Raw genomic sequence first — 14,200 nt, 5'->3', positions numbered from 1 at the left:
TCACACGCCGGGGTCGACGGCGGGCCCCGCGGCCTCCCGCGGCGCCGCACTGAGGTGCTCGCCGATCTTCTTCACCAGCATGTTCATCTGGTACGCCACCACGCCGACGTCCGCGTTCGGCCCGGTCAGCACCACCAGGTGGGCGCCGGGGCCGGCCGAGGTGAGGATCAGGTAGCTGTGCGCCATCTCGATGAGCGCCTGCCGCACGGGCCCGCCGCGGAAGTCCATGCTGACGCCCTTGCTGAGGCTCATCAGACCGGACGCGGTCGCCGCGAGGCGCTCGGCGTCGTCGCGCAGGAAGCCGGTGGACTTGCTGACCACCAGCCCGTCCTCGGAGAGCACCACGGCCTGGTTCACGTCGGCGACCCGTTCCACGAGTCCGGTCAGCAGCTGGTCCAGCTGGGTGTGGGTGGCGGGGGCGGGGCGTGTCATGTCGAAGTTCCTTCGTGAGCGGTCGACGGTCGGCTGTCGGCGGGCGGAGCGGGGTGCTCGGCGGGGGCGTCGGGACGCGCCGGTACGGTCTCGCCGGCGTCGCCCGGGGCGCCGTCCCGTGCCCTGCTCGTGCCGCGCTGGAAGCCGGCGAGGGAGGAGGCGGCGCGTTCCGCGGTGAAGTCGGCGCAGGGGTCCTCCGCCTCGTCCGGCACCGGGTCCTCGCGCAGTTCGGCGGCCAGGCTGGTCTGCGGCACCCGGCGGGGGAGCGGGGTGAGCCCGTCGGGGCGGGGGGCGGCCGCCGGGGCGGCGGCCTGCGCGGGCACGGTCCGCACGGGGGTGGCAGGCCGGGGCGCGGCCGCCTGGGGGCCGGCGGCGGTCCTGCCGGGCGGGTCGTCCGCCGTGCGGCTCACAGCCCCCCGGCCCGTGGTGTCCCGGCCGCCGCCGGCGTCCGGCTCGTCGCGCACCACGATCTCGTGCGGGATCAGCACGATCGCCGTCGTCCCGCCGTACGGCGACGGGCGCAGGGTCACGGCGATGCCGTGCCGGTGCGCGAGCTGCGAGATCACGAACATGCCGAGCCGGAGGTCGTCGGCGAGCGCCACCACGTCGAACTGCGGGGGCCTGGCCAACTGGGCGTTCAGGGAGGCGTAGTCGTCCTCCGACAGGCCGAGGCCCCGGTCCTCGATCTCGACGGCGAGCCCCTTGGCCACCATCGCCGCCCGCACCCCGACGGGGCTGGGCGCCGGCGAGTACACGGTGGCGTTGTCGATCAGCTCGGCCAGCAGGTGGATCACGTCGGCCACCGCGGGCGGGGCGAGCGACACCTCCTCCTCGGTGAGCACCTCCACCCGCTGGTACTCGGCGACCTCCCCGACGGCGCTGCGCACGATGTCGATCAGCGCGACCGGCTCGCTCCAGGAACGCCCGGGGCGCTCCCCGCTGACGATGACGAGGTTCTCCTCGTAGCGGCGCAACTGGCTCGCGACGGAGTCCAGTTCGTACAGGCCCTTGAGGACGTCGGGGTCGGTGTGGCGGCGCTCCAGCGCGTCGAGCTTGCTGAGCTGGAGGTTGACCAGGTTCTGGCTCTGGCGGGCGATGCCCAGGATGACCTTCTGGAAGCCCCGCCGGGTGTCGGCGAGTTCGACCGCGGTGTGCACGGCGGTGCGCTGCGCGGTGTTGAACGCGCTGGCGACCTGGCCCAGTTCGTCGTGTCCGTAGTCCAGCGGGGGCGTCGCCGACTCCGCGTCGACCTTCTCGCCGCGCTCCAGCCGGGCCACCACGTCGGGCAGCCGCTCCTGGGCCAGTCCCAGGGTGGCCATCCGCAGACCGCGCAGCCGGCGGGACAGCGAGCGGGTGATGCGCCAGGACAGCCCCACGCACAGCAACAGCGCCAGCAGTCCGGCAGCGCTCAGGGAGGCGGCCGTCACCAGCAGGCTGCGGGCCTCGTCGGCACTGCGGGTGAGCAGCGCGTCGGTCTGGTGGCGGATCATCGCGGAGTACTGCGGGGAGAGCCTGTCCATCGCCTCGTCCCACCGGGCCCGCAGGTCCGGCAGGTCGACGCTGCTGTCCTCGCCCTCCGCGGCGGTGGCGAGCACCTGGTCCTCGACCGCCTGCAGAGCCTGCCACTCGGGGCTCTGCAGGATGCGCTCGGTCTGCGTCCTGGTGCTGCCGCTCAGGGAGGGCTCGATCTGGTCCTCGACCAGCCAGCGGCGGGTGTGGACCAGCTCGGCGAAGGCGCTCCGGCCCTCGGCGTCGAGGCGCCCGGACGGCCAGGCGAGGGTGAGGTGCGCGTCCTCCCGGGAGACCAGCTCGGCCGCGTGCTCCAGCGCGATCAGCGGCTGGGCCTCGGAGGTCAGGTCCCCGTCGTCGACCTGGGAGAGCTCCTGGAAGGCGTGGATCTGGTCGTCGATGATCGAGGTGTACTGCTCGAGGGCCTCCTCGGCCGTGATGTCACTGGGATCGTCCACCTGGTCCCGGTAGTACTCCAGGCTGCCCACCGAGCCGAGCACCGAGTACAGCCGCTCCGAGACGCGGGCCGGCGCCTCGGCGATCGCGTCCGCCTGTGCGGCCAGCTTCGCGACCGCCGCGTCCGTCCGCTCGCGCTGGGCCTCGAGGGCGGACCGCGAGCTCCGCGGCTCGGCCAGCCACGCGGCGGTCAGCCTGCGCTCCTTCTGCAGCGCCAGCGTGGCGTGCGTGCCCATCGCGCCGGTGGAGCGGCTCAGTTGCGTCTGGGACCGCAGCTCCAGCCCTTCCGAGAACATCTGGATGGTCGTCAGGCCCCACATGCCGGCGAGGGTGACGCTGGGCACCAGGGCGAGGAGGAACAGCGAGAGACGAATGGAGCCGAAACGGCGCCGGGCACCTGTCCGTGGAGACATCGTGGTCCTAGAGCGGTCGGGTGTCGGGGGAGGTACGCACGGGCGGCCCGTCAGCGGGTTCCGTCGGCGGCGAATCCGGCGACCGAGTCCGCGTTGGCCTTCGAGACGAACGCCGGCCCGGTCAGCACCGGCGCGACTCCGCCGCCGCTGGTGTTGCCGTTGGTCCGGTACAGCCACAGCGCGTCCACGGCGAGGTAGCCCTGCAGGTAGGGCTGCTGGTCGACGGCGAACCGCACGTTGCCGCCGCGCACGGCGTCCACCAGGTCCTTGTTGAGGTCGAAGGTGGCGACATCGGCGTCGCTGCCCGCCGCCGCGGCCGCCTCGACCGCGGTGAGCGCGAAGTCGGCGCCGTTGGTGACGACTTGGTCGACGCTCGACTCCTGCCGCAGCTTCGCGGTGAGGATGCCGGTGACGGCCCGCGGGTCGGTGCCGTCGACGTAGAGGTTCTCCGTCCTGCCGCCGAACGTCTTGCGCACGCCGGCGCAGCGCGCCTCCAGGCCGACGTTGCCCCGTTCGTGGATGACGCACAGGGCGTGCTCGGCCTTCAGCTCGTTCAGCTTCTCGCCCACGGCCCGGCCCGCCACGCTCTCGTCCTGGCCGAAGAACGCGAGCAGGCCGGCCGGCTTCCAGGCGTCCATGCCCGAGTTCAGCCCGACGACGGGGATGTCCGCGGACCGTGCCTCGTTCACCGGGCCCCTCATGGCCTGCGGCTTGGCCAGCGTCAGCGCGATGCCGTCGGCGCCGTCCCGGACCGCCTCGCGGACCAGTTCGGCCTGGCCAGCGGGGTCCGGGTCGCTCACGTACGTCAGCGCGATGCCGTCCTTGGCCGCCGCCGCCTCGGCACCCTTGCGCACCCGGTCCCAGAAGGCGTCGCCCTCACTGCCGTGGGTGACCATGGTGACCTTCATCCGCCCCGCGCCGGCCCCGCCCGCGCCGTCCGCGTCCGAGGAACCGCCGGACGCCCCGAAGGCGGAGCAGCCGCTCACCAGCAGACCGACGGCGGCTGCCAGGACCGCCGCGCGGGGACGCGGGAAGCGGCGGGACGGGGAAGAGGTGTTCATGAGGAGTGCGGACCTCGCTGTACGGCCGAGCAAGAGCAGGGGAGAGCATGGACGGCCGCCGCGGTGAGCGTTGGCCGGCCGGGTGACTCTCGCTGGCCCGGAGCCAACCCTGTGCGACCACCGGTCGTCAAGTGAAGGGCCACGTGAAGTGAGGTGATGCTGCCGCATTGTGATGAACAGTGAGGGCGGGTGACGCGGCGAGGGCGCCGCCCGGCGGCAGCGGGGCTCCGGGACGCGTCCTCCCGTGCGGCGGGAACGGGCCGGGATCCTACCGGTCGGTGCGGATGAACCGCCTTGCGTGTCCACTTCCGTTCCGATGCGGGGCACAGCCTCACGTTCCCGGTCAACCGCCTGTCACCGAGGGTGGGTTCCCGGTCGGATCGAGGGTTTCCCCCGTATCCGGCCGGCTCGCGGGCTGCCTATCGTTCGACCTCACGCGGCATGTCGACCGGCCCCCTCCGCTTCGAGGGCGGGCGAGTCGGGCGCCGCGGGGGCGAAGTCCGGCGCGGGTGCGGCACGTGGTTCCACGGGCCACCGGCCGGCCGCTGATTCTCCGGGCCGCCCTCACGAACAGGCGGGCCGGCCGGTGCGGATGGGGCACCGGTCGGCCCGCCGTTCTCTTTTGCGCCGTCGCCTGCCACACTTGGATACCGGGCGCGCCGTTTTCTTTCGAAGGGTCCGTTTGTTTTGCCGGATGTGCCCGAGTTCGGTCACCCGCCCGCACGATGGACGTAGCCACAGGGTGAGTTATCGTGTACGGGGCGTTAAAACAAACGGCATGACCCGTTCCTTTCCGGCTCAGGAGTACAGGCGATGGCGAGGCAGGTACGCGCCGAGCAGACCCGCGCGACGATCATCACGGCCGCCGCCGACCTGTTCGACCGCCAGGGATACGAATCGACCAGCCTCAGCGACATCGTGGAGCGCGCCCAGGTCACCAAGGGCGCCCTGTACTTCCACTTCGCCGCCAAGGAGGACCTGGCCCACGCCATCCTGGAGCTCCAGTCCGCGACCAGCCGCCGGCTGGCCCGGGACACCGAGATCCGGGGACACACCTCCCTGGAGGCGCTGATGCGTCTCACCTTCTGCATAGCCAGGATGTCCGCCGAGGACCCCGTCCTGCGGGCCGGACTGCGGCTCGCCACCGGCGGCACCCGCCCGCGCCCGCCGCTCAGCCACCCCTTCACCGAGTGGCTGGACATCGTCACGGTCCGGCTCCTCGGCGCCGTGAAGGAGGCCGACGTCCATCCCGACGTCGACATCGACGTCGTGGCCCACTCCCTCGTCTGCTTCTTCGTCGGGACGCGCGTCGTCGGCCGTTCCCGGGAATCCGTCGCCCGGCAGCCCCGCCGGACGGCGGAGATGTGGCAGATCCTCATCCGCGGCCTGGTCCCCGTGACCCGCCGCGCACGCTATCTCTCCCTGGCCGCACGGCTGGAGCGGGAGATCGCGCCGGTGTGACGTCCGGCGCGCGACCACCGGCCCGCGTTACGGTGATCCGCATGTCCGACATCCCCACCGCGCCCGTGATCGTCGCCGACCAGCCCGGCACGTTCCCGCACGGCGTGCTGGCCGAACGGCACCCCGCGATCATCCGGCAGGTGCGCGAGGCCTTCCCGTACGAACCCGCCCGGCGCCGGGCCCTCGACGCCCTGCTGGCCGAGTGCGCCGGGGGCACCGTCGAACCGCTCCCCGCGGACGCCCACGACCGGGAGCGCTGGCGGGCCTGGGGCATGGACACCTACGCCGGCCGGTCCTGGTTCGAGGTGCCCTGGCTGTGGTCCGAGAGCTTCTTCTACCGCCGACTGCTGGAGGCCGTCGGCTACTTCGCGCCCGGCCCCTGGCAGGGCGTCGACCCGTTCCGCCCCTCCAAACTCGCCGAACTCGACTCGCCCGCCACGGACGAGGAACTGGCCGCGCTCGACGACCTCGCGGACCGCCCCGAGGACGAACAGGCGGCCGCCCTGCTGCACGGGTCCCTGTGGGGCAACCGCGCCGACCTGGGCTTCCGGCTGTCGGCCGAGGGCGCCGAGCGGAGCGCCGCCGTCCCCGCCCTGGTGGCCGACGACAGCGAGCGCCTGTGGCCGCTGCTCGGCGCCTCCTCCGCCACCCTGTGCCTGGTCGCCGACAACGCGGGCCGCGAACTCGTCCCGGACCTGCTGCTCATCGCCCACCTGCTCGCACACGGCCGCATCGGCCGCGCGGTGCTGCACCTCAAGCCGTACCCGTACTACGTCTCCGACGCCACCACCGCCGACCTCGTCGACGCGGTGCGCCGGCTCACCGGCGCCGAGGGGGTGGCGGCCGAGTACGGGCGCGGCCTGTGGGCCGCCCTGGGCGACGGCCGGCTCGCCCTGCGCACGCACCCGTTCTCCTGCTCGCCGCTGCCCTACGCGGACATGCCGGACGACCTCCACGCCGACTTCGCCGCCGCCACCGTCACCGTCGTCAAGGGCGACCTCAACTACCGCCGTCTCGTGGGGGACCGGTACTGGCCCCCGACCACCCCGTTCGCCGATGTCACCCGGTACTTCCCCGGGCCGGTCGCCGCGCTGCGCACCCTGAAGTCCGATGTGATCACCGGACTGAGCGCCGGCACCGAGGGGGCGCTGACGGCCGCGGAGGGGCAGCGCTGGCGCACCGCCGGCACCCACGCGCTGATCCAGGTACGGACCTGAGCCCGTGTCTCCCGTACCGGGCAGGGTTCACGCGATGGTGTGATCACGCTCCGGCAGGCGGATGCCGCCGGCGGGCCACGGGTAGCCCCCGGCCATGACGCAGCCGTTCGAACTCCCGCACTTCTACCTGCCGCACCCCGCGCGGCTCAACCCGCACCTCGAGGAGGCACGCGCCCACTCGACGGCGTGGGCGCGCGAGATGGGCATGCTGGAGGGGAGCGGGGTCTGGGAGCAGGCCGACCTCGACGCGCACGACTACGGCCTGCTCTGCGCCTACACCCATCCCGACTGCGACGGGCCCGCCCTCTCGCTGGTCACCGACTGGTACGTGTGGGTCTTCTTCTTCGACGACCACTTCCTGGAGATGTTCAAGCGCACCCAGGACCGCGGCGCCGGGAAGGCCCACCTGGACCGGCTGCCGCTGTTCATGCCGCTCGAGCCGGGAGCGCCCGTCCCCGAGCCGCGGAACCCGGTCGAGGCGGGCCTCGCCGACCTGTGGGCGCGCACCGTGCCGGCGATGTCCGCCGACTGGCGCCGCCGGTTCGCCGTCGCCACCGAGCACCTCCTCAACGAATCCCTGTGGGAGCTGTCCAACATCAACGAGGGGCGGATCGCCAACCCCGTCGAGTACATCGAGATGCGCCGCAAGGTGGGCGGCGCCCCGTGGTCGGCCGGGCTGGTGGAGTACGCGACCGCCGAGGTGCCGGCCGCCGTCGCCGGAACCCGGCCGCTGCGGGTGCTCATGGAGACGTTCTCCGACGCCGTGCACCTGCGCAACGACCTCTTCTCCTACCAGCGGGAGGTCGAGGACGAGGGGGAACTCAGCAACGGAGTGCTCGTCCTGGAGACCTTCTTCGGCTGCACCACCCAGGAGGCCGCCGACCTCGTCAACGACGTCCTCACCTCACGCCTGCACCAGTTCGAGCACACCGCCTTCACCGAGGTCCCCGCCGTCGCGCTGGAGAGGGGCCTCACCCCGGACCAGGTCGCGGCGGTGGGCGCGTACGCGAAAGGGCTCCAGGACTGGCAGTCCGGCGGCCACGAATGGCACCTGCGCTCCAGCCGGTACATGAACGAGGGCGCGCGCTCCTGCGCCCCGTGGCAGTCGCCGTCCGGCCCGGGGACGTCCGCCGCCGGTGCGGGCGCGCTGCTCGCCACCACCGGGGCCCGGCGCCGGCGCGCCTACACCCAGGTGCCGTACCCGAAGGTCGGCCCCTCGCTGATCCCCGAGATCGAGATGCCGTTCCCGCTGCGGCTCAGCCCGGCGCTCGACGGATCGCGCCGGCACCTGCTGGAGTGGTCACGGCGGATGGGCATCCTCAGCGAGGGCGTCTGGGACGAGGACAAGCTGGAGAGCTGCGACCTGCCGCTCTGCGCGGCCGGCCTCGACCCGGACGCCACCCAGGAGCAACTCGACCTCGCCTCCGGCTGGCTGGCCTTCGGTACCTACGGCGACGACTACTACCCGCTCGTCCACGGCCACCGCCGCGACCTGGCCGCCGCCCGGCTCACCACGGCCCGCCTCGCCGCCTGCATGCCCCTCGACGACGGCCCCGTGCCGCCGCCCGCCAACGCCATGGAACGCTCCCTGGCCGACCTGTGGGCGCGCACGACGGCCGGCATGACACCCGACGAGCGCCGCCCCCTGAAGGCGGCGATCGAGGTGATGACCGAGGCCTGGGTATGGGAGCTGTCCAACCAGATCCAGAACCGGGTCCCGGACCCGGTGGACTACCTGGAGATGCGGCGCGCCACCTTCGGCTCCGACCTCACCCTGGGCCTCTGCCGGGCCGGGCACGGACCGGCGGTCCCGCCCGAGGTCTACCGCAGCGGCCCCGTGCGGTCCCTGGAGAACGCGGCGATCGACTACGCGTGCCTGCTCAACGACGTCTTCTCCTACCAGAAGGAGATCGAGTTCGAGGGCGAGATCCACAACGCGGTCCTGGTCGTGCAGAACTTCTTCGGCGTCGACTACCCGACCGCGCTGCCCGTGGTGCAGGACCTGATGAACCAGCGCATGCGCCAGTTCCAGCACGTCGCGGCGCACGAACTGCCCGTGGTCTACGACGACTTCCACCTGTCGGAGGAGGCGCGGGCCGTCATGCGGGGGTATGTCACGGACCTGCAGAACTGGATGGCGGGCATCCTCAACTGGCACCGGAGCGTGCCGCGGTACAAGGACGAGTACCTGTCCGGCCGGGTCCACGGCTTCCTCCCGTGCCGCGCGCCGGCCCTTCCGGCCCTCGTCTGACGTCCGGGCCCCTTCCGCCGGAGGCGAACCATGGAACAACCAGCTCTGCGGCCCCGGCCGATGCCCGGGGAGAGGACCGGAGCGGACGGCCCCGGCGGCCCGGAGCGCCGTGCCGAGTCCGTACGGGCGTCCGGGCAGCACGCGGGGCGACGCCGCGGGCGGCGGCTGACGGCCGCCGCGCTCGGAGTCCTGGCCGGTGTGGTGCTGGTGCTGTCCGGCGTCGGGCTGGGGGCGATGGGAGCCACCGTCGTCGGCGCGGGCGGGATCGCCGAGCTCAGGCGGCAGCCGGGGACGGCTCCCGTACCGGGCCCGTCCGGCCCGCCGCGGCACCTCGCGCCCTCCGGGCCGGGGGCGGCGCCCGCACCGGTCGCCGCCCGGCTCGGGGTGGAGGTGGCCGACGACCGCGGACCGGGAGCCCGGATCGTCGGTGTGCACGTCCCGGGCCCGGGGTTCTCGGCCGGTCTGGTCCGGGGGGACGTGCTCCTCGCCTTCGGCGGCACCCGCGTCGACTCGGCCGCCGACCTGGCCCGCGCCGTCGCCCGGGCCCGCCCGGGCGACGAGGTGGAACTGACGGTGCGCCACCGCGGAGGCGCCCGTCAGCGGATCACGGCGGTCCCCGGCATCGTCACATGACCACGCGGAAGTGGCTGGTGAGCCGGCCGCCGTCGTCCAGGAGGTGGAAGGCGAGACCGGCCGGGGCGTCCCGGTCCGCGACCGGCTCGCCCTCCCAGGGCAGCCGCAGCGTCCAGGTGACTCCCGGCCCCACCAGCACCGGGCGGCCCGCGAAGGTGGTGGCGGCCGGGGTGTGGGCGTGACCGGTGATCAGCCCGTCGATCCGGGGCCGCCGCGCCGGCGTGGAAGGGCAAGGAAGTCCCGCCGGTTCGCGTGGAGCGTGCGCGGCGAACACCGTCAACCGGCTCGCGCCGCCCCCGTCCGCCGGGCAGGATGCTGCCCGTATCCCCGACGTCCGCCCTGGGAGGCCACCGGATGACCGGCACCACGCCCGCACCCTTCACCGCCGACGACTACCGGACCCGCATGGACCGGGCGGTGCGGCAGGCCGCCGGGGCCGGGCTCGCCGGACTGCTCGTGGCGCCCGGCCCCGACCTGGTGTGGCTCACGGGCTACACCCCCACCGCGGCCACCGAGCGCCTCACCCTCCTGGTCCTGGCCCCCGGCCGCGAACCCGTGCTCGTCGTCCCGACCCTGGAGGCCCCGGACGCCGAGCACGCCCCCGGCGCCCCCGCGGTCACCCTGCGCGACTGGACCGACGGCCAGGACCCCTACGCCGCCACCTCCGCCCTGCTGGACACGCAGGGGCGGTTCGGCATCAGCGACAACACCTGGGCCATGCACCTGCTCGGCCTGCAGGAAGCCCTGCCCGGCACCTCGTACGCCTCCCTCACCGAGGCCCTGCCGATGCTGCGCGCCGTCAAGGACGCCGCCGAGCTGGAACTCATGGCCGCCGCGGGCGCCGCCGCCGACGCGGCCTTCGAGGAGATCAGGAAGGTCCCCTTCGCCGGCCGCAGGGAGACCGACGTCGCCGCCGACCTCGCCGCCCTGCTGCGCCGTACCGGACACTCCCAGGTCGACTTCACCATCGTCGCCTCCGGCCCCAACGGGGCCAATCCGCACCACGAGATCGGCGACCGCGTCATCCAACGCGGTGACATGGTCGTCCTGGACTTCGGCGGTCTCAAGGACGGCTACGGCTCCGACACCTCCCGCACCGTCCACGTCGGCGCGCCCACCGACGAGGAACGCCGGGTGCACGACCTGGTGCGCGAGGCCCAGGAGGCGGGCTTCCGCGCGGTACGGCCCCACGTCGCCTGCCAGGACGTCGACCGGGCCGCCCGCGCCGTCATCGCCGCCGCGGGATACGGGGAGTACTTCATCCACCGCACCGGGCACGGCATCGGCGTCACCACGCACGAACCCCCGTACATGATCGAGGGGGAGGAGCAGCCCCTCGTCCCCGGCATGTGCTTCTCCGTCGAGCCCGGCGTCTACCTGCCCGGCCGGTTCGGCGTGCGCATCGAGGACATCGTGACCGTGACCGAGGACGGCGGCCGGCGGTTGAACAACACCACACGGGAGATGGTCATAGTGGACTGAACGGCCCCTCCCGTCCCCTCCCTGCCTCCCCGAACGGCAATGGCGCGACCATGACCCAGGCACCGACACCCACCGCGGACACCGTCCGCCGACTGGCCCGCTCCCTGCTCGAGGACGGCGGGCCACGAGAGGGCGCGGCATCCACCGACGGACCCGACGTACGCCCCGTCACCGAAGACGCCGCCACCTGGTGGGTGGGCACCCGCCACGTGCTGCGCCTCGCCCCGAACCGCGAGGTGAGCGCCCGCAGGCGCCGCGAGGTGCGGCTGCGCGACCTGGTCCGCCCGCACGTCCCGCTCGCCCTGCCGGCCGGAGTGGCCCAGGGGGAGTGGGCGCCCGGCCTGCTCTGCACGCTCGACACCAGGCTGCCCGGCGGCACCGCGGACGAACACGCCGTCTCCGCCGTCGGCGAGACCGACCTGGCGGGGCTGCTCACGGGGCTGCGCGAGGTGCCGGCGCGGCAGGCGGAGACGCTCGGGGTGCCGCGCGTCCCCCCGCGGTCCCTGGAGGCGCTGCGCCGGGTCGCCGCGGAGGCCGCCGAACGGCTCGCCGCCGCCGACGAGTTCGATCCCGTGCGGCTGCGCGGCCTCACCCCGTCCGCCGCACTCCAGCTCGCCGCCCAGCCCGGCACGGCGGTCCTCGTCCACCACGCCCTCACCGGCAGGCACCTCGTGGTCGGCACGGACGGCCGGGTACGGGGAGTCCTCGGCTGGGACGCGGCGGTGGTCGGCGATCCGGCCGAGGACATCGCCGGCCTGGCACTCGCCGTCGGAGCGCCGGCCGCGGTACGGGCCGCCACCCTCGCCGGCTACGGCGCCCGCCCCTGTCTGCGCGGCCTGTGGCTGGCCCGCTGCGACGCCCTCATCCAGCTCACCGCGGCACTGGCCGGCAGCTCCGCCGCCCCGCCGCTGCGGTCCCCGCGCCTCAGGCTCCGGCGCGCGTGGGAACCGATCATGCTGGAGCGGGTGACGGATCTCAGGGGCGGCGACGAGGCGCCCTAGGCGTGCTGCCCCGGGGCCGGCCCGCCAACTCGCCGGGGAACTCCGGGAGGCCGGTCCGCCTGTCCTCGACGGGCACCACGGACGTGTCCGGGGCCGACTCCTTCGCTGCCGGCGTGGCGGGCGGCCGAGGACTACCTGCGGCTGCTCACCGAGCGGCCGGAGCGGATCCGGGCGTGCGGCAACCCCGAGTGCATCCTGCACTTCCACGACGTCTCCGAGAACGGCACGCGTCGCTGGTGCTCGATGGCCGGCTGCGGGAACCGGGCGAAGGCGCAGCGCCACTACGCACGTCGGAAGGAGGCCTGACCGCCGGGGTCAGGCCTCCTCGTGCGACACGGTCCCGCAGGGTGCCGTCACGCCACCCCCACGGGGGCCACTCACTCCTGGAGCAGGACCACCGCCGACTCCGCGGGCAGGTGCAGCACCCCGTCCGCGCCCGGCGTCCGCACGGGCTCCCACGCGGCCAGGACGCGCGCGCTGGGGACACCGAGCGGGACGGCCGCCGGCCGGTCCCCGAGGTTCACGGCCACCCGGACGTCACCGCGCCGGAAGGCGAACCAGCGGTCCTCCTCGTCGTAGGCCACCTTGGTGTCGCCGAGGTCCGGGTCGATGAGGTCGGGCTGCGCGTGGCGCACGGCGACGAGCAGCCGGTACCAGGCCAGCACCCGCGCGTGCGGATCGCGTTCCGGCTCCGACCAGTCCAGGCAGGAACGGTCCCGGGTGGCGGGGTCCTGCGGGTCGGGCACGTCCTCCATCGCCCAGCCGTGCGAGGCGAACTCGCGCCGCCGGCCGTCGCTCACCGCCCTGGCCAGGTCCGGATCGGTGTGGTCGGTGAAGAACTGCCACGGCGTGCCCGCCGCCCACTCCTCACCCATGAACAGCATCGGTGTGAAGGGGGCGGTCAGGGTGAGGGCCGCCGCGCAGGCCAGCAGCCCGGGGGAGAGGAGCGAGGCCAGACGGTCCCCCTGGGCGCGGTTGCCCACCTGGTCGTGGGTCTGGCTGTACCCGAGGAGCCGGTGCCCGGCCACCCGGGTGCGGTCCAGCGGGCGGCCGTGGTGCCGGCCCCGGAAACTCGAGTACGTGCCGTCGTGGAAGAACCCGCCGGTGAGCGTCTTGGCCAGGGCCGCGAAGGGGGCCCGCGCGAAGTCGGCGTAGTAGCCCCGCGATTCACCGGTCAGGACGGTGTGCAGGGCGTGGTGGAAGTCGTCGTTCCACTGCGCCTGGATCCCCAAGCCGCCGCCCTCGCGCGGCGTGACGATCCGGGGGTCGTTCAGATCCGACTCGGCGATCAGGAACAGCGGCCGGCCCGTGTCGGCGGACAGGGCGTCCACCGCGCGGGACAGCTCCTCCAGGAAGTGCTGGGCGCGCGTGTCCACCAGCGCGTGCACCGCGTCCAGCCGCAGCCCGTCGATCCGGTAGTCCCGCAGCCACGCCAGCGCGCTCCCCAGCAGGTAGGCGCGCACCTCGTCGGAGCCGGGCGCGTCGAGATTGACCGCGGCGCCCCACGGGGTGTGATGGGTGTCCGTGAAGTACGGTCCGAAACGCGGCAGATAGTTGCCGGACGGCCCCAGGTGGTTGTGCACGACGTCCAGGACCACACCGAGGCCCAGCGCGTGCGCCCGGTCGACGAACCGCTTCAGCCCCTCGGGACCGCCGTACGGCTCGTGCACCGCCCACAGCGAGACCCCCTCGTAGCCCCAGCCGTGCCGGCCCGGGAACGGGCACACGGGCATCAACTCCACGTGCGTCACGCCCAGGTCCGCGAGATGGCCGAGCCGCTCCGCGGCCGCGTCGAGGGTGCCCTCGCGGGTGTACGTGCCCACGTGCAGTTCGTACAGCACCGCGCCGGGCAGCGCACGCCCCGCCCATCGCGCGCTCCAGGCGAAGCGGTCGTGGTCCACGACGGCGCTCGTCCCGTCCGGCCCGTCGGGCTGGCGGCGCGAGCGCGGATCGGGCAGGACGGGCCCGTCGTCCAGTGCGAAGCCGTACCGGGAGCCGTCCCGCGCCTCGGCCTCCCCCCGCCACCACCCCTCCCTCTCGGGGTCGCGCTCCAGCGCACTCCTCACGCCGTCGCACTGGAGCGTCACTCTGCCGGCCTGCGGTGCCCACACCTCGAACTGCACGGACGGTTCCCCTTCGTCTGCTCACCGTGATGTAGCCCGTCCATCGTGCGGCATCACCGATCGATTCGCCGGGGGATCGCCCCTTCCGCGGCAGGTGTCGCCGGGTGCGCCGACGGACCGGCCGTTTCCCCGGATTGTGGACAGCCGGGCCGTCGCTGACC

The 14,200-nt window shown here is 73.9% G+C and carries 10 protein-coding genes and 2 pseudogenes; 7 read left to right on the top strand and 5 right to left on the bottom strand.

Features of this window, described 5'->3' with window-relative positions; translation table 11 throughout:
- The 3 genes from ACZ6A9_RS12840 to ACZ6A9_RS12830 are packed head-to-tail and all read right to left on the bottom strand — an operon-like array spanning window position 1 to window position 3,871.
- A complete protein-coding gene (locus tag ACZ6A9_RS12840; protein WP_190097841.1) occupies window positions 1–432 on the bottom strand; it encodes a roadblock/LC7 domain-containing protein in 432 nt (143 codons plus the stop codon).
- A complete protein-coding gene (locus ACZ6A9_RS12835) occupies window positions 429–2,810 on the bottom strand; it encodes a sensor histidine kinase (protein WP_468983595.1) in 2,382 nt (793 codons plus the stop codon). Before ACZ6A9_RS12835 ends, ACZ6A9_RS12840 begins: the two co-directional genes overlap by 4 nt.
- A 50-nt stretch (window positions 2,811–2,860) precedes the next feature.
- Window positions 2,861–3,871 (bottom strand): substrate-binding domain-containing protein, encoded by a 1,011-nt coding sequence (locus ACZ6A9_RS12830; protein WP_468983593.1) that lies wholly within the window; start codon window positions 3,869–3,871, stop codon window positions 2,861–2,863.
- 813 nt (window positions 3,872–4,684) lie between these two features.
- Here ACZ6A9_RS12830 and ACZ6A9_RS12825 point away from each other — a divergent pair.
- The 4 genes from ACZ6A9_RS12825 to ACZ6A9_RS12810 all read left to right on the top strand — a co-directional run bounded on the left by ACZ6A9_RS12825 (window position 4,685) and on the right by ACZ6A9_RS12810 (window position 9,433).
- A complete protein-coding gene (locus ACZ6A9_RS12825) occupies window positions 4,685–5,332 on the top strand; it encodes a ScbR family autoregulator-binding transcription factor (RefSeq protein WP_468983590.1) in 648 nt (215 codons plus the stop codon).
- 41 nt (window positions 5,333–5,373) lie between these two features.
- Entirely contained in the window at window positions 5,374–6,549 is a 1,176-nt protein-coding gene (locus tag ACZ6A9_RS12820; protein WP_468983588.1) for a damage-control phosphatase ARMT1 family protein, read from the top strand.
- A 94-nt stretch (window positions 6,550–6,643) separates the two neighbouring features.
- On the top strand, window positions 6,644–8,800 hold the full coding sequence (gene cyc2 / locus ACZ6A9_RS12815) for a germacradienol/geosmin synthase Cyc2 (protein WP_468983585.1): 2,157 nt from the start codon (window positions 6,644–6,646) through the stop codon (window positions 8,798–8,800).
- Between the two features lie 30 nt (window positions 8,801–8,830).
- Window positions 8,831–9,433, top strand: coding sequence for a PDZ domain-containing protein (locus tag ACZ6A9_RS12810; RefSeq protein WP_468983582.1), 603 nt, complete (start codon window positions 8,831–8,833; stop codon window positions 9,431–9,433).
- On the opposite strand, the pseudogene ACZ6A9_RS12805 reads toward ACZ6A9_RS12810, so the two are convergent.
- Window positions 9,426–9,650 (bottom strand): annotated as a pseudogene (locus tag ACZ6A9_RS12805) (phosphodiesterase); the annotation flags it as partial. The gene ACZ6A9_RS12810 and the pseudogene ACZ6A9_RS12805 overlap by 8 nt on opposite strands.
- 137 nt (window positions 9,651–9,787) lie before the next feature.
- Between ACZ6A9_RS12805 and ACZ6A9_RS12800 the strand changes: the two are divergent.
- The 3 genes and pseudogenes from ACZ6A9_RS12800 to ACZ6A9_RS12790 all read left to right on the top strand — a co-directional run.
- Window positions 9,788–10,915 (top strand): aminopeptidase P family protein, encoded by a 1,128-nt coding sequence (locus tag ACZ6A9_RS12800; RefSeq protein ID WP_468983578.1) that lies wholly within the window; start codon window positions 9,788–9,790, stop codon window positions 10,913–10,915.
- Window positions 10,916–10,965: 50 nt separating this feature from the next.
- On the top strand, window positions 10,966–11,916 hold the full coding sequence (locus tag ACZ6A9_RS12795) for an aminoglycoside phosphotransferase family protein (RefSeq protein WP_468983573.1): 951 nt from the start codon (window positions 10,966–10,968) through the stop codon (window positions 11,914–11,916).
- A gap of 108 nt (window positions 11,917–12,024) precedes the next feature.
- Window positions 12,025–12,222: pseudogene (locus tag ACZ6A9_RS12790) on the top strand (CGNR zinc finger domain-containing protein); the annotation flags it as partial.
- Window positions 12,223–12,293: 71 nt separating this feature from the next.
- Here the strand turns inward: ACZ6A9_RS12790 and treZ are convergent.
- Entirely contained in the window at window positions 12,294–14,039 is a 1,746-nt protein-coding gene (treZ, locus tag ACZ6A9_RS12785; RefSeq protein WP_468983571.1) for a malto-oligosyltrehalose trehalohydrolase, read from the bottom strand.
- Window positions 14,040–14,200: the final 161 nt, after the last annotated feature.

The sequence above is a fragment of the Streptomyces sp. NPDC041124 genome (genome assembly GCF_055592385.1).
Note: the sequence above shows the minus strand (reverse complement) of the source record. Positions and strands in the feature narration are given on the sequence as shown.

Excerpts from the sequence above, each read along its gene's own strand:
- ACZ6A9_RS12840 (WP_190097841.1), bottom strand. The coding sequence starts at position 432 with ATGACACGCCCCGCCCCCGCCACCCACACCCAGCTGGACCAGCTGCTG.
- ACZ6A9_RS12795 (WP_468983573.1), top strand. The coding sequence starts at position 10,966 with ATGACCCAGGCACCGACACCCACCGCGGACACCGTCCGCCGACTGGCC.
- ACZ6A9_RS12810 (WP_468983582.1), top strand. The coding sequence starts at position 8,831 with ATGGAACAACCAGCTCTGCGGCCCCGGCCGATGCCCGGGGAGAGGACC.
- ACZ6A9_RS12820 (WP_468983588.1), top strand. The coding sequence starts at position 5,374 with ATGTCCGACATCCCCACCGCGCCCGTGATCGTCGCCGACCAGCCCGGC.
- cyc2 (WP_468983585.1), top strand. The coding sequence starts at position 6,644 with ATGACGCAGCCGTTCGAACTCCCGCACTTCTACCTGCCGCACCCCGCG.
- ACZ6A9_RS12835 (WP_468983595.1), bottom strand. The coding sequence starts at position 2,810 with ATGTCTCCACGGACAGGTGCCCGGCGCCGTTTCGGCTCCATTCGTCTC.
- ACZ6A9_RS12830 (WP_468983593.1), bottom strand. The coding sequence starts at position 3,871 with ATGAACACCTCTTCCCCGTCCCGCCGCTTCCCGCGTCCCCGCGCGGCG.
- ACZ6A9_RS12825 (WP_468983590.1), top strand. The coding sequence starts at position 4,685 with ATGGCGAGGCAGGTACGCGCCGAGCAGACCCGCGCGACGATCATCACG.
- ACZ6A9_RS12800 (WP_468983578.1), top strand. The coding sequence starts at position 9,788 with ATGACCGGCACCACGCCCGCACCCTTCACCGCCGACGACTACCGGACC.